This window comes from Arcticibacterium sp. (assembly GCF_055134445.1).
On record NZ_JBSRVI010000017.1, the window covers coordinates 1 to 18,359 of the forward strand.

Genomic DNA, 18,359 nt, shown 5'->3' on the forward strand with positions numbered 1-18,359 from the left:
TTAATAGAAAGATCGTTAAGGTAAAGAATGACTCTTTGGGTTTTTAAACCGGTATTAGCTACTAAAATTTTACCTCGCTGCTTGCGGCTTCCATCCAGCTCATGAACATGCGTTAAACCATTTTTAACAATTATGGCTGCACTAGAGTAAAAGGAAGAAAGAAGGAGAAGAAGGAAAAGATGGATATTTTTCATTTTGCACGAAATTTAAAATGGCTTTGCCCTAACTATTGTTGGACAAAGCCAAAGACATTTTTATTATAAAATGATGTCGTCAGTTAGGGTATAAGTAACCGTAACCGTTTGAGTACCTTGGGTATAAGTTCCAAAGGTAGGTGTGCCTTTTTCCTTATAGGTATAAGTAAGCTGATGCCCTTTTCCTACACCATCCCCTGTATAACAGCTACCGATTCCCGTAATAAGATCTTGAGGAATAAGAGAAAGCGTTACTTTACCAGTTGGTGTACCCAAAGTTCCTCCTCCACCTGAAGCGGCAGCGGCAGCAATAACCTCAATATCTACCGGAAGTAATGTTAAGTTTGCAGAGGCTGAAACCTTAACTTTTCTAGACTTTAGGGTAGGAGTTTCAATTTCTCCAATAAGCTTAATACCCGAGGCTACTAAAGAAGTATAGTTTAACCATATGTCAGCGTTTGTGCCATTGGTAAAATCAACCGGCATACCAGCCTCTTCAGGGATTTCAGGGCCAAAAGTGAAGTCTAAAACTTCATCGGTTTCCAAATCTAGAAGTGCTACTTCTGGAATGGCAAAAGAAATATCGTGACCTGCTTCGTGCGAATCCTGAGCCAATGCCGAGAAGCTCAACATGCCCGAAAGCAGTAGTGTCGATAAGGACAGTAATGTCTTTTTCATGATAATTTGAACGTTAAATTTTTAATAGTAAACTATATATTTTACCTCAAATTATATGCCAAGAGTGGGTATCTAGGGGGTGCTCTTTATTGAATGAAATTAAATCAAAGGTTCGGTTTTTAGATTTCCTTCAAACGTATATTGTAAAGGGTTGTGTTTATTTTTTTGTTGTCAAACTGCCATTTGCTACGTCTGAAATGAAGAATTGCATATATAATACGGTTTTTTTGAGAAGTCGAATTTGGAGACTGTTACAGAATAATTGTCGTAAAAGAGCATCCATATTTTCTTTATTTTGAATAATTACTGCTGGAAATCCCCAATACTGGCACAACGTAGTTTTATGGCTAAAACTAACTCTAATAGGCTTTGAAATTTAATGAGTTTTCATGGTGGTTAAGAAATTGGACACCATGCTTAGTTTTCTATGACGGTCTTTACTCTGCCCACTTCACCTGTTTCTAACATCACTTTTATGCCATGTGTATGTTTTTCTACTTTAGTCAATATTCTTTTAACAAAACCATGTGTGAGCTCTCCAGATCTTTGATGATGCTTTTGTACAATTTCTACTTCTGCTCCTACAGAGATATTGCTTCTTTCCTGACCGTTCATTTTCTATTTTTCTTTTAAATCTCTTATTGCCTTAAATTCAGATCCTTCTTTCCATTGTGGCCATTTGTTTGTACTGGAAATTTGTAAACCTACTTGGTATAACAGTTCTAGGTCTTGAGCTGCCCCATCCAATACCCAGGTATCCGCATTGTATTCATCGGCTGGTCTGTGGTAAAGGTTGTTTCTGTATTCGTCGTTTTTCTGAGCACCATAACCTTCAGGTTTGCCCAAAACCTCTTCACCATTTTCCAGATATAAGGCTGGTATTCCTATTTTGGCAAAATTAAAATGGTCTGAGCGATAATAGAAGCCACCTTCAGGATGCTTTTCAAAAGCTATCTCTCTATTTTGTTTTTTCAGAGCAATTTCTAAATACTCTTCGAGATCGTTTTGACCTTGTCCCACCACTATGATGTCTTTGGTTTTACCATAGTAGTTAAGGACATCCATATTTATATTGGCAAGTGTCTTTTTCGGTTCATAGATAGGGTTGGCCGCATAAAAGGCGGAGCCCAGAAGTCCTTGTTCTTCTGCTGTTACGGCTAAAAATACAATTGTTCTTTCAGGAGCAGGCCCATTTTTGAAAGCTCTGGCTAACTCTAATAGACCAGCAGTACCAGTAGCGTTGTCTAAGGCACCATTATATATACTATCGCCAGTTTCGTCTGGAGTTCCTATACCTAAATGATCCCAGTGAGCGGTATAGATAATGTATTCTTCAGGGTATTTAGAACCCGTAATTTTTGCTATGACATTTTTGGAAGTGTTATACTCGTATTTGGCTGTGAGGCTTGTATTTGCGGTAATACCCAAAGCTTTTGATTTAAAGGCTGATTTATTTGCTTCTTGAAAAACAGTGCTGTCTAATCCAGCAGCAGCTAATATTTTCAAAGTAGCAGGCCCAGAAATCCAGCCTACCATGTCAGACAAAGCCTCGTCCTTTTTATCTAACCTTAATGCCGGACTGTTCCAGTTGTTTTGCACCACGCTAAACGGATAAGACGCCGCGGCGGTATTATGAATTACTAGACAGGCTTTAGCCCCTTGACGTGCTGCTTCTTCGTATTTGTAAGTCCATCTGCCATAATAAGTCATGGTATTCCCTTTGAAAAGGCTTTCGTCTTGAGTGCCGTATCCAGGGTCGTTGACCATCACCAAAACTACTTTTCCTTTTACATCAATGTCTTTATAGTCGTTCCAATTATATTCTGGAGCCACAATGCCATATCCTGCAAATACAATTTCGGATTCCTTTAATGCTTGATGGTCTTCTGGTTTTTCTGAATAAAGAATGTAGTCGTCAAATCCTGTTAGGTTAAAGTTACCCTTGCCAGATTTGATTTGCATGGTAGGGTCTGCTTGGCAAGTAATATTGACCAGTGGTACTTCTTGAAAATAACTATCACCATTTCCTGATTCCGTGCCAATCATCTTAAACTGTTCTTCTAAAAATGCGACTGTTTTAGTTTCACCTTCTGTGAAAGGCATTCTACCCTGAAAGTCGTCTGATGATAAAGTGATAATATCCTTGGTTAAGTTTTCTTCACTCATGGTATAAGTTTCTGTCTTTTTACAGGCACTTAGAGCTAAGGTAGCTAAACAAGAAATTAGGACTTGGGTTTTCATGGGCGTTTTATTTAGAAATAGAATCCGAAGTTAATAAAGATTCTTTTATTGCTGCTGCTCCAAATGAAAATCGAACAACATTATTTGTTATTGCTTGTAAACACCAACCTTAAAAGCCCCAAAGCTGCCAAAATAACCAAAAACATAGAGGGGAAACCACCAAGAACAGAGAGTATACGAATACCATCTATACCTGCAGAACTGAGCATAATAAAGGAAGTAGCTCCTATAATTACGCCCCAAACCACTTTTATCCAAATGGCGGATTCTGGATTTCTAGGGCTAATACCTTTAGAACTTAAGGCACTCATGGCAGAAACATTAGAGTCTGCGGCGGTAATGAAAGCTATAAAAAGCATGGCTAAAGCCATAAAGCTCATAAAGCTTCCCAATGGCAAATTATCAAACATGGTGTACATGGCTATGCCTTCGCCGAACTCTTGCATGTTTTGGTAAAGAGCACCGCCAGAAATCATATCAAAATGGATGGTGGTTCCACCAAAAACGCTCATCCAGACTATGGTAAAAAGGGAAGGAGAAATTAGATTAAATAGGATGAATTGCTTTATGGTATATCCAACTCCTAATCTACCCAGAAAAAGGGATGTTATGGGTGCCCAAGCAAACCAGTTGGCCAAATAATACACCGTCCAGTTATGGTACCAGTCGCTATCAATGCCCGAATTGATATCCAAACTTCTGGGTAAAAAATGAATGATATAATCCTTAGCACCTACTAATGCAGAGCTTATGATATTATAGGTAGGCCCTAAGACAAAAACAGTGGTGGCTAAAATTATAAAGAGAACTACGTTTATATTGGAGAAAAATTGAATCCCTTTTTGTAGGCCCGTGGCTGAAGATATTATAAATGTGGCAACAATAATTACACATACCATGCCTGTAATAAGTGGTGTTTTTTCAATGCCGAGGTTACTCTGTAAACCACCTGTAATGGCCAGAAGGCCAGCTCCTAAGGAGGCCGACATGCCCAGAATGAGAGCATAAAGACAAATGACGTCTGCCAGATTCCCCAGTTTACCATGTGCTTTGTCTTTTAAAATAGGATAAAGCATGCTGCTTACGCTGAAAGGCTGTTGGAGATTGTAGTAGGCATAACTGAAAACAAGTGCCCCCACGGTATAAATAGCATAGGGTGTAAAACTCCAATGCATAAATAGGGTAGACATCGCAAATTCGGCTGCTTCTGGGGAAGCAATGCCAAATCCTAAACTTTTAGGCGGTGTGTTTAGGTGGTAAAGCGGTTCTGCACAAGCCCAAAACATAATTGCAGAAGCGGTGGTGGTACAGATGGATATGGCAAACCACGACCATTTATTAAGTAGAGGTTTGGCATTTTTGCCACCAATTCTTTTACTTCCTAAAGGCGAAAAATATACGCCAGCTATCAGAATGAGAAAGGAGAAACTGCTCCATGTAAAGAAGCCACCGAAGTGTTCAAGGATCTTTTTGTTTAAGCCAGAAACGAATGCTAAAAAATTATCTGGTGCATAAATTCCGAAGCATATGGTTATCACCAAAATGGCTAATGGTGGATAAAATACGATACGATTTAGTGTCTTCTTTTTTCTTTTCATGTAGAAGCCTCAAGTTCTTAAATCTTTTTGAATTTTGAGAACATAAGGCTTTGATTTTTTTGTCTAAATGGTTCTTGTTTTTGAAGTTATAGATAGCTTTAACTCTCTTTATTAAATTAGAAAATCTCTCTATTCTATCGGAACAGAAGCTAAGTTACTTACAATCAGTTTAGTTCGTCAATCTCAGCACAGGCAACCCCAATCACCAGAATCCTTCTACATTAGCTCAGGATAAACCAGTTTGCTCATCTTGTTTAAATGTCTGATTTATAAAATTCATTACAATTCTTCAAAGCATAACTGGGTTAAAGCCATAAGCAAATCAGGATATGTTTTTTAATGAAATTTTACTAATCCTATTTTCGAACCGATCTATTTTTAGGAATCTAAACAGTGTTTAAGGGTTGAATGACTCATTAGAATGTGAATATTCGGGCAAAGGTCAGGATTGAATGTAAATAATTTGTATTCAGTACGTTAAGAAAATATCAAATTAGCAGAAGTCTTGATTTTATGACCAATGGTATTTCTTAATCGGCGTGAGCTGATATTCATAAACCTTTTCTGTTTCCTATTTAAAAATAAGAATAGTACTAATGCTGTGAGGCTAAGTAATGTTAATCTAAAGACGATGGTCAAGAGAAAATTTGCTTCATACATAGGCGTGTTTAATGGCATAGTTCCGTTAGATTTTATGATGGGATTTGTCAATAGAATGTCACGGTCGCTTTTAACTTCAAACCTTAGGTAGGTAGCATTTTCTGGTAGGATTATTTTTCCTTCAGCCACGTTTAAAATAGCTATGGTTTTGCCATCGGCTATTGCTCTTACTTGTTTAACATTTCCTTTGAATTCGAAGGAAATGATGTTTTTTTTTAATTTAATGTGAGATAGACCTAATTTGGAGTTTGCTTCTGGACTGCTAACAGCATAGAAATTTCCGGACTTTAATTTTTCTTTTTCAAGCCTTGCGTTTTTAGCTTGACCACAGAGTACATTATAAAATCGTCCGGGTTTTTGTTGTACCAAATCGTGCGTGTCGTCATTGGCCAGTGCCCAAACTACTTTTCCATTTTTTAAGGCTATATCCCAATGCTCCTGAGCTTTAGCAGATGGACTCATAACTTCAATGAAATCATAATCAGAAAGGTATTTGATGTCTTCTAAGGTATGTCCATTTCTGTTATTGGGGTGTGCCAGTGCCACCAAGCCAAAGTTCTTTTTTATATTGTTTATAACTAATTGTTTTTGAGAAGTATTTTGCCATAATGGAAAATCCAGATAGTTTACTTTACTGGCTCCAATGGCGAGCTTGTGAGTCTTCCTGATATTGCAGCCATGCTCATACATAGGAAGATTTATTAGTCCCTTAAGCTCTGTTTTATCCATGTTGTGGTAATTAGACAGTCCTGCGATTTTGTATCCATTTTCTTTGTAATGACTTAGAATTTCTTCGGATGTATTATGTCCATCCGTTATGCCAGACCATGCCACCGAGTGGGCATGGAAATTAGCTTTATAGGTATCGTTCTCTTGCCAGTTTTGGTAAGGGTTATAATAGTGTTCACCACTAAAAGAGGTAGGTTCCTGAAAGTTGAAAATAACAGTTTGATAGTAGATAGACGAAAGAATACATATCAAAATGACTAAAGCACTTTTAATAATTACTTTACATAACTGTGCAGTTCCTATCAACAAATTTAAGTGAGATTTGCGAGTGTTCATGATGGCCAGCAGAAAACTAAATGTGATCTAATATTTCTGCAAAGCTATTAAGCACATATAAGCTGTTTTTGAAGTTAATTTTAAGAAATGATTAAGTCGTTAAATAAGCGTAATACCTCCTTTTTTTTCTTTTTAGTGATTTTTGGGCTCGTGGCCTTTTGGGGAATGTTTCATAGTCCCCTTTTTGACGAAGATGAGGGCTTCTTTGCGGAAGCTGCTCGAAAAATGGTTGAAACCGGCGACTATGTCAAAATTCAAGTCAATGGGGAGGAACGATACGATAAGCCCGCTCTTTTTTTCTGGATGGAGGCATTAAGCATTCATATTTTTGGGATTAATGAATTTGCAGTGCGTTTCCCTTCTTTTCTGTTTTTTGTTTTAATGCTAAGGGTTGTTTATGGTTACGTTAAACGGACTAGTAATAGGATGGCTGCACGTTTATCCGTTGGTATAATGATAAGTATGGTGCAATTTCAGGTGCTCAGTAAGGCAGCCGTTACAGACAATGTTTTAAATTACTTTTTGGCTGCGTCTATGCTTTCTTACTATGATTTTACACAAACTCAGGAAAAGAAAAAGATACTTTGGTTTTACGTTTTTTGTGGACTTGGCTTCCTTGCCAAAGGTCCTGTCGCTTGGGTTATTCCAATTTTGGTTATTCTTTCCTTTCATGTGATAAGAAAGGAGCCCAAAGAGCTGTTAAAGCTCTTAAATCCTGTAGGTATTTTCATTTGCTTGGCTTTGCCTTTATTCTGGTTTTATCCAGCTTTCAAGGCTTCTGGCGAGTTTTTGATATTAGATTTCTTCCTAAAGCACAATTTGGGGAGATTCTCAGCTACCATGGAAAGTCACGGTGGACAGGTATGGTATTATATTCCAGTGCTTTTCTTAGCCTTTATACCTTTTATCCATTTTTTCTCAAATTCCCTTTTTAAGGAATTTAAGATTAAGGAAAACATGTTTTTCGTGTTGTGGTTTGTGTTAACATTTCTTCTTTTTAGTGTTTCTAAAACTCAATTGCCACATTATATAAGTTATGGGTATGTTCCGCTTATAATTCTGATGTCTCGAAATTACGGAGAGTCAAACACTCCAGCTTTTAAGATACAAGTTTTTTTATTCATGTTCCTGTTCTTAATCTTGCCATTTGGTTTAATACAGTTTGGTTTGGATACCGAGAACGTTTTTATACTAGCTTTAATAAGGGAGGTTCCTTTTGTCTTTAACGAAACATATTTTTTCTGGCAAGGGCTGCTATTGACAATAGCTTTAATGATACAAAACACAAAATCAATTTATTGGACGCTAAGCGTCTTTTATGTCAGTGTTTCTCTTTTTATCAATAGCTATGGATCTTTACAACAAGGTTTTGTAAAAAAGACGGGATTAAGTTTACGAGGGTCAAAGAAGGAAGTGTTGATGACCAACCATTATAATCCTAGTTTATCATTTTATGCACAGCAATCATTTTATATTTCAAGCGAGTTTATTCCTGACAAATATTACTTCACTGGAATTCAAAAGTTTAATGATGAGGAAATGGAAAAAATGGAAGAGGGCTCAGGTTTTATTTTGCTGAGCGTTAAATAGAAAAAGGCGAACAGAGTTTTGAGAATTCCTTATCAGGTGGCGTCATTTTAAGGTGTTATAATCCATTTTTTGCAAAAAAAAATAATATTCAATATTAAGTTAATGTAATTCTTTGGAAAAAGTTTTAGATCAGTGAATAGTAAAAAACGGGCTTTAAGGTAGTTCTAAGGGATGTTTTAGGTCATTTTATAAAAATCAAAAGTATTTTCTTGAATATTTACTAAATACTTATTACAAGAAGGAACTAAAAAAAGGAATAATAGTTCTACATTTGTACTGCGGTTAGCTGAATATATCATGCGAAGTCGCAAAAATTTTATTTACTTTTTATTTTTATTTTATGAACATTTTTGTAGCAAAATTAAACTACGATACTCAAGAGGCTGATTTAGAAAGCTCTTTTGCTGAATTCGGTGCTGTAGATTCAGCTAAGATTATCATGGACAAATTCACTGGCCGTTCTAAAGGATTCGGTTTTGTTGAAATGCCTAACGACGATGAAGCCCAAAATGCTATCAATGCATTGAACGACACCGAAATGGACGGTCGTACAATCGTAGTGAAGAAAGCTGAACCAAGAGAAAGCAGAGACAGCCGTGGCGGTGGAAACCGTGGTGGTGGAGGTTTCAACAATAGATATTAATATATATTGTGTGTAATCACAGAAAGACTCCTGCATATAGTGGGAGTTTTTTTTATGCCTTAGTATTCCACTTCGTAGGTCATTATTTGTAATCCTTCCTCATAGACTTTGGATTTTAGTAGTTTTAAGGCTACTCGCTTTTTAGAATCTCCAAAAAGCCTTACACCAGTCCCAGTAAGAAATGGGTTTAGTTTGACCTTTACTTGATCAATCATCTCATTTTCCAAAAGCCATTGGGCAAATCTTCCTCCTCCACATAAATATATAGGCGAACCTTGCTCTTCTTTGAGTCTAATAATGGTTTGAGGATGAAGTTCGCATATTTCAACACCGTCTTCCGGGTTCTCAAGTTTCAATGTATTTGAAAAAATAATATGCCTCAAATGTGGATAAGCTTTTTGGCCAGGTTGAAGGCCATAATTATAACCAAATTCATAGGTTTTTCTACCCATAATCACCGTGTCAAACTCTTCCAGGTCTTTTAAATATTGCTTCACACCATTACCTTCCGTTTTAAATTGGCTTATATCATCGTTTGTTCCTGAAATATATCCATCTAAAGACATAGCTACATAGTATACTATCTTTCTCATTTTAAGGTTAGTTTATGGTAAACGTCAGATTTTAAACGCTTTAGTAAATGATTTGAAAGCTTATGAAATAACCATTTAGGTAAGCTCCGAAAATCCTTAAAAGCATTGTTACCTAAGCAAAAGTAAATCTTTTGTGTGCTAGGTAGTTAAAGATAAAGCTAAAACCCATGCCAGCAAAGTGGCTAAAAGTACCTATAGGGCTAAATTCTGTCGTAGTAAAAGGTATGTGGGCAGTTATATCACCCAGTGTTTGGGTTAAAATCCAGAGTGTAAATTCGGCACCTTTTACGGTAATGGCATAGGAGAAAACTAATGTCACCAAATACTTTAAGATTTCACTTTTGGTATTTCCTGACTTTTTAGCTCCAAAAGCCATGTTTTTGGAAAGGAAAAATCCTACAGGAATAGCTGCCAAATAACCCCAAGAAACACCAGTATTAAATGGTAAACCAAGATATCTGATACATAAAATGGTTCCTACCACATATTGAACCACAACACCACATGTTGCCACGAAAAAGTAGGCTATAAATGTTTTTTTCCTTTTTAGGAATTGGTAAGCAGATGAATCAGACAAAAAGAATTATTAATAGGGAAGCTTGTTTATGCTTCAAATGGATAATTAACAATAATACTATAATTATTTTTATCAAACACCACTAATGGTGATCACAGAGAAGTTTAAGCTGAAAATTTAATATATAAACCCTCTTACTTTAGGCTGAATTCCCAAATAGGAGGGTTTATTTGTGTTACTAGAAACCCTTATTCTTTGTTAACCAAGATTTGACCTTCCTGCTCTAAAACCGCTTTCATGTCAGCATATGGAATTTCAGCAAGGTTCTTTTCTTTATCAATAGCCATAGATGCTAGTACTCCGGCACTTTGTCCCAAAATCATAAATACAGGTTCCATCCTAATAGAGCCAAAGGCAATATGAGAACTAGAAACAGCCACCGGTACTAGAAGGTTGGAACATTCCTGTGGTTTAGGTAAAATACTACCTAAGTCTATGCTGTAAGGCTGATGAGGATGAACCCCAATATCACCCTCGTTTTGAACATAACCGTCTTCGGTGATATATCTCTGAATGTTATGAGAATCCATCGTATAAGAGCCCATTCCTATAGGTCTAGCAACTGGTTTAAGCCCTTGTATTTCGTTTTCGGTCATCACAAAATCACCGAGCATCCTTCGTGCTTCTCTCACATAAATTTGATGTGGGAAATTTTGGTTATCCGTAAATTCATCTTTGGCATATCCCCATTGTTTCATTTCATTTTGAACATCTGCTGGTACCCTAGGGTCATTGGCAATAAAATATAGCAGACCTTTTTGATAATTTTCATGCTCTTTAATGATTTCAGCTCTTCTTTCGTAAGAAGCTTCTGGGTAGTCGTAGTTCATACCGATATTGTCAGTACTGAACGGCCCATGGTTATTGACATCGGTTTTATGATTTGGAATAGGGTCATATTTGTTGAAAGTTTCTCTCCAGCCAGAGTTAAATACACGCAAAAGTAGTTCGTATTGGTTCGCGTCATATTCGGCAGGTTTTTGAAATGCCACTTTGTTATCCTCTTTTTTTGTTAAACACATCCTGAAACAATATGCCTGAATTTTATGGTCACCTTCTCCTTTAATTCCAGGTGTTTCGGTAGATATTCGGGGTAGCACACCACTTTTAGGGTCATTGGCTACTACATAAGGGCTTATTTTTCGGTCGCCAAAATGATGTCCGTGATGTAAGACGCCTACTTGAATACCGTTCCATGTTTCGTTATAAACATTATTAGCTTCTCTTCCCACGTGGTAACTTACTCCTGCGGCGGCCATTAGATCGCCTTCATAAGTGACATCCATAAATATTTTGCCCTCGTAGGTTTGACCGTTTAATGTCGTGATAGATTTTATCTTACCATCTTCCATGCTAACACCATTTTCTCTATCCAGAAATTCGTTTCTATGAACTTCAATCTTGTATTCTTTCACATAGTCTTCAAATACCTTTTCGGCAATACTGGGTTCGAAAATCCACATGGTTTTATTAGCTCCATCCATGGCTGGCGTGCCCTGTCCTACATTACCATATTCTTCTTTTTTCTGGTGTTTCCATGTTTCAGGAGACGCATAATAAGTGTAAATACGTTGGTAAAAATCTCTGGCAAGTCCTCCTATGATGCTTTTATTACCGGTATCTGTAAAGCCAAGGCCAGAGGAAGTCAATCCGCCGAGGTGTTTGTCTGGGGAAACAACAATCACCGTTTTACCCATTTTAGTTACCTGAACGGCTGCGGTGATGGCGGCTGAAGTACCACCATAAATAATAACATCCGCCTGATGTTTATTGGGGGCTTCTTTTTGGCATCCAAACAGAAGGATTGATAAGGAGAGAAAGAAAAATAAGCTTTTTTTAGTCTTCATTTATATGATTTTTTGAGGGTTGTTTTTTTTCAAAACCAATTTCCAGAAAAAAAATGGTTTAGCTACTAAATATAACTGAATTAAAAAGTTTTACCTTGTACCACTTTCGGTTATATGCCGAGTAGGGTTCACTAATTTATTATTTGAAAACATCCTTTGAGGGCCTCATAGATAGCTTTATGGTTAATAAAGTGGGCCTTTTTGAAAATTTCTTGAACAAGTCCATGTCTGACAGCCTCAAGAATAATTTGTTAGCGTTGTATGCTGAAAAGCTTATGAAGGTAGCTGGCATTGGAAACCTTCAAAATCTCCAATTGAATACAGGAATCCGAAGCGATATGATTTATTGGCTTGACAGAAGCCATAATGATATAGCTGAAAATGGTTTTCTAGACTTCATTGAGGAATTTATTCAATATCTTAATGAAACCTGTTATGCGGGTATTACAGGTTATGAGTTTCACTACGCCCTATATGAAAAAGGTAGTTTTTACCAGAAACATTTAGATCAGTTTAGAGGCAATAATGCTAGAGCTTTTTCTATGATCATGTATCTCAACGAAGACTGGCAGGAAGGAGATGGAGGAGAACTATGTGTTTATCATACAGGTTTACCACAAAATATAAGTCCTTTAGAAGGGCGTTGTGTTTTCTTCAAAAGTGATGAAATAGAGCATGAGGTATTGATAAATCAAAAAAACAGAATGAGTATCACAGGTTGGTTAAAAACTGGTTGAACTTATAGCTTTTTTGAGCCTACTTCTGTGATCAGATTTCCATTTCCCAAGTGCCCATTGGTGAAAAAAGCAGGTCTGTTGGAGAGTCTATGTCGTATAGGTATTGATGAGAGCGTGTTTCTTTCAGACAAAACGGATGAATTAACCTTAGCATTTCCACGAAGCCTTCTAGCGTCATATCGCAATAAAAAGTTTCGTTATTATTGGTTCTAACACCCTCATCTTCATATGAAAGCCTCATAATAAGATTGATTTTTTTTCGAGTAATAAATGGGAGTGTAGCCAAATCCAGTACTTTGAAATCATCAATAATGGTTTTCTTAAGAGCTTTGGCAAATTCGGTGGCTTCAGAAGAATCAAAATCATACAGGCGGACCAAATTTTCTCCAAAATTATTGATGTCTGGTAAGTAGTCTAAGATCATGTTTCTTTAGGAAGGTTTTTAATTTGTGAGTGCAAATTTAGTTATACTATAGCATTAAAGTTGGCCTTAGAATCAAATCCTAATAATTTCTATCTTTCCAAACCACTTTACTTGGCCAAATAAAAGCAAGGAACTGCAGAATGGCAGAAAAAGGAACATATAATGAGAAGGGAATGAGATACTTTAAATAACCTTTTAGTTTGAGCTTTCTTTCAAGGTAAGTTATCAGAATGAAATAAGACACCCAAATATTTAGAACAAGCCAAAGAGCAATTTGAACCTTGAAAAATGCTAGATATAGAAGTAGGGGTAACAGAAGAATTTGAAGAAAAGCTATAAATAGAAGTTTACTTTTGCTCTCAAAACCACCTTTAATCCATCGTTTTCTTTGTTCTAGGAACTTTTCAGGAGGTAAAGTGTATGCCAAGACGTCGGCTTCGAAGGTATGTTTGAAGGCATATTTTTTGTCAATGATGGCTTTATAAAGGGCATAGTCTTCTACTATTGAAAAGCCAATTTTAGCATACCCACCAACAGCCCAGTAGGCTTCTTTACTGACCGCCATGTTATTTCCCATGCCTGTGGACATTATTTTTAATTGGGATAATAAATGCATAAGATATAGGGTAATAAGCCACTCCAAACCTTGTATACCGCTCCAAAAGGGTTTGGCTTTCATACTTGTGATACCTACTACTACGCCCACGTGTTCTATGAAATACTTGTTCATGGCATGAATCCAGTTTCCCGGCAAAGTAATGTCTGCATCTGTGAAATAGTAGAAATCTCCACTGGCTTGATGTGCGAGTTTTTCTAAAATTCTAGCCTTTCCCTTTAGGGGTTCATCGGGCTGTTTTTCTGAATAGTTTAGGAGCCGGGAATAAGCATTATCCTTTACCCATTCTTCCAAAATAAATTTAGATTTGTCCGTGGAGGCGTCGTTGCCGAAGAGTATTTCTAAAGAATCTTTTGGATAATTTAACTTAGAAATAGAATCTAGAAGACCAGGAAGGTTCTTCTCTTCATTTCTTATGGCTATGAGTACGCTGACTTTGGGTCTAGGCATGGCGTAAAATTAGGCTTAGTAGAACCATAAAAAAAACCTCCTAAATACTGAGGAGGCTTCTGTTATGATTTTGTGCGTTAATTATAATTCATTGGCCTTTAATTTTTCGTAAAACAAAGCCATAGAATTATAAATGATAGGAAGGGCATAAAATAAACCAACCAATAAAGCTAACATACCTAGAATCGCCATCCCTATATGTATTAAACTGAGTAAGAAGTATTTCATTTTGAAACCACCCATCATTTCCCAGCTCTTTTTCATGGCATCTATACCGGAAATTTTATCGTCATCTGCCATGATGAAGAATGTTTGAGAAAGTCCCATGGCCAACATAATACCAGGTATGATTAAAAGCACTAAACCCAAACAAACCACCACAAGGATTAAGATAAAGGCAATGGTAGATTGAATGTAATTTCTGAAGCCATCAAAAAGGTTTTCGATGCCAGAATTTTGACCACGAACGGTATTTTGAAAAAATATAGCCAAACCTAAGTTCAACGGCCCTCCTAATATTAATCCCAGGAATGAAAGGTCTTCGTTTAGCCGATTTGGAAGGCTGGAGATTAAAGAGAAGATAAGTACCACCCCGATGGCAGGCAGCCATTTGCCTGCTAGAAGGTCTCTTGATTTACTAATGATGTCTAAGTTGCTCATATTAAATGATTTAGTTTAAATATTTTAAATTAACGCCGTACAATACACAAAAAAGAATTCCGAAAAATGCGGCACCGCCTCCAGCTATTGCTCCTAATATGCCGTCATAAATCATCATTGGGGCTATTACCGCTACTGCCGTTCCAATAAGATACAACCAAAAACCTTTTTTGTCTAGGCCCCACATCAATACAGCTCCTAAAAGGGTTAATAATGCAGCAATGCCATTTGCGATACCTATATTTCTAACATTTTCTACGGTAAGTCCTGCCGTTACTGAGCCCATTAGGCTTTGAATCATGTTGGCTTCTTTTTCTGAATCCACTTTGTCATCTATATTATCCATGACCTCTTCAAGTACCTCAGTACCCATTCCTACAGCCACTTCAGCATTTTTATAAGAGGATACCGCATTGAGTATTCCCCAGCCACTTCCTATAAATGTGAGCACACATAAGATGGTTAGAAATGTTGGGCGTAAAGTTTCGTTCATTTTGTAAAATTTGCTTGTTTCGTTATCAAGATTAACATTTTTATGACTTTATTCAAAATTGCCAAATTAAATAATACGCAAACGGTCTTGGTTTAATATATATGAAAATTTTAGACTGTTTTATTGAAGCTATGCGTAGGCTTTGATTTGTGCTGACACGTTTAAAATTTGGAATTTATCCCATTAAATCTGCCACGGTTGTTTTTTCATAAACCTCCAAATTGGCATCTCTCACATGACCAAGAATAGGTCTCAGTCTACATTCTTCTTCTGTTTTACAGTCTTCGCACTGGCCGTAGAAGTTTAACGATACACATAAAAGAGGGGCAATGGGCCCATCTATAATTCTTAAAACTTTGGCAAAAGTAATTTCTGTTGGAGGTAAACGAAGTAAATATCCGCCACCTTTACCCTTTTGGCTTTGTAAAAGGCCATTATTCCTTAGTTCCAAGAGTATAGCTTCTAAAAATTTTTTGGGGATATTTTCCGCTTCGGCTATCTCAGAGATAAGCGTAGGCTTCTTATTCTCGTATTTTGTTCCCAAATGCTTTAGTGCCTTTAGTGCGTATTTGGCCTTTTTAGAAATCATAGTTATGCTAAGGGGTTTAGGCAAAAGTAAAGTATTTTTTGCTAAAGCTTCATGATGCCTCTCATATTGTCTGTTAGCCTGACTACCTTTGTGAAGAATTAAGATTTAAAATTTATATATGAGTAGAATTCATCGTCCATTATCAGAAGGTATTATAGAAAACCTATTGGCTATTTTTAATCAAAATCAAAAGGCCGATAAGGTAGTGGAATTATCCCTTAAGAGTAATAAAAAATGGGGAGCTAGAGATAGACGATTTATAGCGGAGAATACTTATGAAATTATCCGTTGGTGGAGGTTATTGAAATTCTCTGCCGAAATAGATGAAAGAAAGATAAAAGACGAAGAGCTTTTCTGGGAAATGCTGGGAACTTGGTTCGTTATTTCTGGAAATGAATTGCCAGAATGGGAAGAGTTTTCAAACCTGGTCCCTGAAAAGATTCTAGCAAAAAGAGAAGAAGCGAATACGATAAGAAAAATAAGGGAGTCCATTCCAGACTGGATAGACGAATTGGGCTTAGTCGAAATGGAAAATTGGGAAGTGGAACTCGCTGCTTTAAATCAGCCAACGGATGTTTTTCTTAGAGTCAATACGCTGCTTTCTACAAAGAAGGACTTGATAGAAAAATTGGAGAAAGAAGGGGTAGAGGTAGAGCTTGTTCCTAATGTTAGAAATGCCCTTAGACTGCTGAAACGAAGAAACCTCAAGTCTTTAAAAGCATACACTAAAGGTTATTTTGAAATACAAGATGCTGGTAGCCAGTTAATCGCTCAGTATTTGGGCGTGGAGCCAGGGATGACTGTTATTGACGCCTGTGCTGGTGCTGGAGGTAAAAGTCTTCATTTAGCCACGCTTATGGAAAACCAAGGAGACCTCATAGCCATGGATATTAAAGCTCCTAAATTGGAGGAGTTGGAGAAGAGGGCCTTTAGAAATAAGATTAGCATCATAAGAACAGAGCCAATAAAAGGAGACAATATTAATAAGAGAAGTGAATTTGCAGACAGGCTACTTCTAGACGTGCCATGTTCTGGACTGGGGGTTTTAAAACGAAACCCTGATGCCAAATGGAAATTAAAGCCAGAATTCTTAGAGGAAATAAAGATGGTTCAAGCCCAAATTTTAGAGGATTATTCTAAAATGACCAAAATTGGTGGGAAATTGGTTTATGCCACTTGCAGCGTTCTGAAGTCTGAAAACGAAGACCAAGTAGCAGCGTTTTTGAAAAAGAATTTAAATTTTGAACTGGAAAAGGAAAATAGAATATCACCAGCAAAAACTGGTTTTGATGGCTTTTATACCGCTTTGATTAAAAGAGTTTCATAGGATTATTTTTTTGGCATGGAAGAACCTTTTCTGCTATGGCTAGATTTTTGCTCGTAAGTTTTTGTCAGGAAACAAACGAGTGAAATATGAATAAAACTTTATTTAGCAAGCAGATTTTCAGCCTTTTATTAGCTTTAGGATTATGTTCCTTTGCGTTTTTGAAAGCAGATAAAGACCCCGATCTCAAAAAAGACGAGTTGTCTTATCTCAATACCAAAATTGAACTCAACTTTGGTGGAATTGAAGAAGTCTTAAATCTGGAGCACCCAGAATATTTCAGAACGAATATATATCTTTCTGATAAGGACTTAAACAATGCTACTGAAAATTCACATGAGCAAATTTCCATGGTATTGAGAAATTTTATGCAGGGTTCGGCATTTAAAAACGGTGAATACACGGTCAACGCAGATATTGAAACCATTGAGCCTGGTGTGAAAGTGGAATTTTTTACACTAAAGGGTGCTCAAGCAGGTATTTCGGTAGTTTCTGGTAAGGTATTTTATGCCGGACGGTACCCACAAGTATCTTTGGAACTTGATTTACAGCTATCGAACGGCGAAAATCTTAAGGGGAGTTATTCTAAAGAAATGCAGTCATTTAAATACTATTTCTGATTAACACGCCTTATTTAAAAAAAAACGAGCCCCATTGTGATACACTTTGGGGCTTTTTCTATGCTAAAAGTTGAGTTTGCTCTCTTTTAGAATTAAATAATTTTCGGAGTCTCGTATTTTGCGTAATTTCAAATTGGAACGATAGAATAACCCTAAATAAATAAATGGAAAACATTCATGTTGACAGACGTCAGTTTATTAAAGGTTCGGCGGCCACTGTTGCACTCACTACACTTTCTGGTAGTGCTTTTGCCGAAACTTTTGACACAAAAAAACAGTATAGAGTGGCATTGATAGGTACCGGCTGGTATGGTAAATCAGATTTGTTCAGACTTATTCAGGTGGCCAATGTAGATGTAGTGGCTTTATGCGATGTAGACTCTAAGATGTTAAGCGAAGCGGTTACATTGGTGAGCAAAAGACTAAAGTCTGGCAAAAAACCAAAAGCTTATGCCGATTATAAGCAAATGCTAAAGGAGAACAAGCTAGATATCGTGTTGATAGGTTCTCCCGACCATTGGCATGCTCTGCAGTGCATTGATGCTTTAAAGTCAGGAGCACACGTTTTTGTCCAGAAACCCATAAGTGTGGATGTGATAGAGGGCGAAGCCATGGTTGCAGCCGCCAGAAAGTACAATAAAGTGGTACAGGTGGGTACACAAAGAAGGAGCACACCTTTCCTTAAACAAGCCAAAGAGGATATTGTAGAAAAAGGACTATTGGGAAAGATCTCTCATGCTGAGATTTGCTGTTATTACCC

At 37.0% G+C, this 18,359-nt stretch carries 20 protein-coding genes; 6 read left to right on the top strand and 14 right to left on the bottom strand.

Annotated features, from left to right (window positions below):
• The 6 genes from ACTBZY_RS02120 to ACTBZY_RS02145 all read right to left on the bottom strand — a co-directional run.
• Positions 1–194 (bottom strand): hypothetical protein (locus ACTBZY_RS02120; RefSeq protein WP_463044673.1); only part of this gene is annotated, 194 nt, incomplete at its 3' end.
• A 63-nt stretch (positions 195–257) separates the two neighbouring features.
• Positions 258–872 (bottom strand): hypothetical protein, encoded by a 615-nt coding sequence (locus tag ACTBZY_RS02125; protein WP_463044674.1) that lies wholly within the window; start codon positions 870–872, stop codon positions 258–260.
• A gap of 417 nt (positions 873–1,289) precedes the next feature.
• A complete protein-coding gene (locus tag ACTBZY_RS02130) occupies positions 1,290–1,487 on the bottom strand; it encodes a YwbE family protein (RefSeq protein ID WP_463044675.1) in 198 nt (65 codons plus the stop codon).
• 3 nt (positions 1,488–1,490) lie between these two features.
• Positions 1,491–3,113, bottom strand: a complete 1,623-nt coding sequence (locus tag ACTBZY_RS02135) for a M28 family metallopeptidase (protein WP_463044676.1) — start codon at positions 3,111–3,113, stop codon at positions 1,491–1,493.
• 80 nt (positions 3,114–3,193) lie between these two features.
• Positions 3,194–4,711, bottom strand: a complete 1,518-nt coding sequence (locus tag ACTBZY_RS02140; protein ID WP_463044677.1) for a BCCT family transporter — start codon at positions 4,709–4,711, stop codon at positions 3,194–3,196.
• A 477-nt stretch (positions 4,712–5,188) separates the two neighbouring features.
• Positions 5,189–6,436: a CehA/McbA family metallohydrolase domain-containing protein gene (locus ACTBZY_RS02145; protein ID WP_463044678.1), complete on the bottom strand. Its 1,248-nt coding sequence runs from the start codon at positions 6,434–6,436 to the stop codon at positions 5,189–5,191.
• A gap of 87 nt (positions 6,437–6,523) precedes the next feature.
• Here ACTBZY_RS02145 and ACTBZY_RS02150 point away from each other — a divergent pair, with 87 nt between their 5' ends.
• Together ACTBZY_RS02150 and ACTBZY_RS02155 are read left to right on the top strand one after the other, a co-directional pair.
• Positions 6,524–8,026 (top strand): ArnT family glycosyltransferase, encoded by a 1,503-nt coding sequence (locus tag ACTBZY_RS02150; RefSeq protein WP_463044679.1) that lies wholly within the window; start codon positions 6,524–6,526, stop codon positions 8,024–8,026.
• A 340-nt stretch (positions 8,027–8,366) separates the two neighbouring features.
• Positions 8,367–8,669, top strand: a complete 303-nt coding sequence (locus ACTBZY_RS02155) for an RNA recognition motif domain-containing protein (RefSeq protein ID WP_463044680.1) — start codon at positions 8,367–8,369, stop codon at positions 8,667–8,669.
• Positions 8,670–8,728: 59 nt separating this feature from the next.
• On the opposite strand, the gene ACTBZY_RS02160 is transcribed toward ACTBZY_RS02155, so the two are convergent.
• From ACTBZY_RS02160 to ACTBZY_RS02170, 3 genes are all read right to left on the bottom strand, one after another.
• Positions 8,729–9,262 (bottom strand): dihydrofolate reductase family protein, encoded by a 534-nt coding sequence (locus tag ACTBZY_RS02160; RefSeq protein WP_463044681.1) that lies wholly within the window; start codon positions 9,260–9,262, stop codon positions 8,729–8,731.
• A 112-nt stretch (positions 9,263–9,374) separates the two neighbouring features.
• Positions 9,375–9,839: a GtrA family protein gene (locus tag ACTBZY_RS02165; RefSeq protein WP_463044682.1), complete on the bottom strand. Its 465-nt coding sequence runs from the start codon at positions 9,837–9,839 to the stop codon at positions 9,375–9,377.
• A gap of 188 nt (positions 9,840–10,027) precedes the next feature.
• Entirely contained in the window at positions 10,028–11,686 is a 1,659-nt protein-coding gene (locus ACTBZY_RS02170; protein ID WP_463044683.1) for an FAD-dependent oxidoreductase, read from the bottom strand.
• A gap of 143 nt (positions 11,687–11,829) precedes the next feature.
• On the opposite strand from ACTBZY_RS02170, the gene ACTBZY_RS02175 reads away from it, so the two are divergent.
• Positions 11,830–12,423, top strand: coding sequence for a 2OG-Fe(II) oxygenase (locus ACTBZY_RS02175; protein WP_463044684.1), 594 nt, complete (start codon positions 11,830–11,832; stop codon positions 12,421–12,423).
• Between the two features lie 31 nt (positions 12,424–12,454).
• Here the strand turns inward: ACTBZY_RS02175 and ACTBZY_RS02180 are convergent, their stop codons facing one another.
• The 5 genes from ACTBZY_RS02180 to ACTBZY_RS02200 form a co-directional block, all read right to left on the bottom strand.
• Complete coding sequence (locus ACTBZY_RS02180) at positions 12,455–12,847, bottom strand: hypothetical protein (protein WP_463044685.1); 393 nt, start codon at positions 12,845–12,847, stop codon at positions 12,455–12,457.
• Positions 12,848–12,926: 79 nt separating this feature from the next.
• On the bottom strand, positions 12,927–13,913 hold the full coding sequence (locus ACTBZY_RS02185; protein WP_463044686.1) for a glycosyltransferase: 987 nt from the start codon (positions 13,911–13,913) through the stop codon (positions 12,927–12,929).
• Between the two features lie 81 nt (positions 13,914–13,994).
• Positions 13,995–14,573, bottom strand: coding sequence for a DUF975 family protein (locus tag ACTBZY_RS02190; RefSeq protein WP_463044687.1), 579 nt, complete (start codon positions 14,571–14,573; stop codon positions 13,995–13,997).
• Positions 14,574–14,583: 10 nt separating this feature from the next.
• Positions 14,584–15,066: a hypothetical protein gene (locus ACTBZY_RS02195; RefSeq protein WP_463044688.1), complete on the bottom strand. Its 483-nt coding sequence runs from the start codon at positions 15,064–15,066 to the stop codon at positions 14,584–14,586.
• 175 nt (positions 15,067–15,241) lie between these two features.
• Positions 15,242–15,655 carry an RrF2 family transcriptional regulator gene (locus tag ACTBZY_RS02200; protein WP_463044689.1) on the bottom strand — a complete coding sequence of 138 codons (414 nt, stop codon included), beginning with the start codon at positions 15,653–15,655 and terminating at the stop codon, positions 15,242–15,244.
• 118 nt (positions 15,656–15,773) lie between these two features.
• Between ACTBZY_RS02200 and ACTBZY_RS02205 the strand changes: the two genes are divergently transcribed.
• The 3 genes from ACTBZY_RS02205 to ACTBZY_RS02215 all read left to right on the top strand — a co-directional run.
• On the top strand, positions 15,774–16,982 hold the full coding sequence (locus ACTBZY_RS02205) for an RsmB/NOP family class I SAM-dependent RNA methyltransferase (protein WP_463044690.1): 1,209 nt from the start codon (positions 15,774–15,776) through the stop codon (positions 16,980–16,982).
• A gap of 86 nt (positions 16,983–17,068) precedes the next feature.
• Positions 17,069–17,599: a hypothetical protein gene (locus tag ACTBZY_RS02210; protein ID WP_463044691.1), complete on the top strand. Its 531-nt coding sequence runs from the start codon at positions 17,069–17,071 to the stop codon at positions 17,597–17,599.
• A 164-nt stretch (positions 17,600–17,763) separates the two neighbouring features.
• On the top strand, positions 17,764–18,359 hold a 596-nt coding region (locus tag ACTBZY_RS02215), incomplete at its 3' end, for a Gfo/Idh/MocA family oxidoreductase (protein WP_463044692.1).

What these genes read in the sequence shown, in the direction of transcription:
- ACTBZY_RS02125 (WP_463044674.1), bottom strand. Translation starts at nt 872, where the DNA reads ATGAAAAAGACATTACTGTCCTTATCGACACTACTGCTTTCGGGCATG.
- ACTBZY_RS02130 (WP_463044675.1), bottom strand. Translation starts at nt 1,487, where the DNA reads ATGAACGGTCAGGAAAGAAGCAATATCTCTGTAGGAGCAGAAGTAGAA.
- ACTBZY_RS02135 (WP_463044676.1), bottom strand. Translation starts at nt 3,113, where the DNA reads ATGAAAACCCAAGTCCTAATTTCTTGTTTAGCTACCTTAGCTCTAAGT.
- ACTBZY_RS02140 (WP_463044677.1), bottom strand. Translation starts at nt 4,711, where the DNA reads ATGAAAAGAAAAAAGAAGACACTAAATCGTATCGTATTTTATCCACCA.
- ACTBZY_RS02145 (WP_463044678.1), bottom strand. Translation starts at nt 6,436, where the DNA reads ATGAACACTCGCAAATCTCACTTAAATTTGTTGATAGGAACTGCACAG.
- ACTBZY_RS02150 (WP_463044679.1), top strand. Translation starts at nt 6,524, where the DNA reads ATGATTAAGTCGTTAAATAAGCGTAATACCTCCTTTTTTTTCTTTTTA.
- ACTBZY_RS02155 (WP_463044680.1), top strand. Translation starts at nt 8,367, where the DNA reads ATGAACATTTTTGTAGCAAAATTAAACTACGATACTCAAGAGGCTGAT.
- ACTBZY_RS02160 (WP_463044681.1), bottom strand. Translation starts at nt 9,262, where the DNA reads ATGAGAAAGATAGTATACTATGTAGCTATGTCTTTAGATGGATATATT.
- ACTBZY_RS02170 (WP_463044683.1), bottom strand. Translation starts at nt 11,686, where the DNA reads ATGAAGACTAAAAAAAGCTTATTTTTCTTTCTCTCCTTATCAATCCTT.
- ACTBZY_RS02180 (WP_463044685.1), bottom strand. Translation starts at nt 12,847, where the DNA reads ATGATCTTAGACTACTTACCAGACATCAATAATTTTGGAGAAAATTTG.
- ACTBZY_RS02185 (WP_463044686.1), bottom strand. Translation starts at nt 13,913, where the DNA reads ATGCCTAGACCCAAAGTCAGCGTACTCATAGCCATAAGAAATGAAGAG.
- ACTBZY_RS02190 (WP_463044687.1), bottom strand. Translation starts at nt 14,573, where the DNA reads ATGAGCAACTTAGACATCATTAGTAAATCAAGAGACCTTCTAGCAGGC.
- ACTBZY_RS02195 (WP_463044688.1), bottom strand. Translation starts at nt 15,066, where the DNA reads ATGAACGAAACTTTACGCCCAACATTTCTAACCATCTTATGTGTGCTC.
- ACTBZY_RS02200 (WP_463044689.1), bottom strand. Translation starts at nt 15,655, where the DNA reads ATGATTTCTAAAAAGGCCAAATACGCACTAAAGGCACTAAAGCATTTG.
- ACTBZY_RS02205 (WP_463044690.1), top strand. Translation starts at nt 15,774, where the DNA reads ATGAGTAGAATTCATCGTCCATTATCAGAAGGTATTATAGAAAACCTA.
- ACTBZY_RS02210 (WP_463044691.1), top strand. Translation starts at nt 17,069, where the DNA reads ATGAATAAAACTTTATTTAGCAAGCAGATTTTCAGCCTTTTATTAGCT.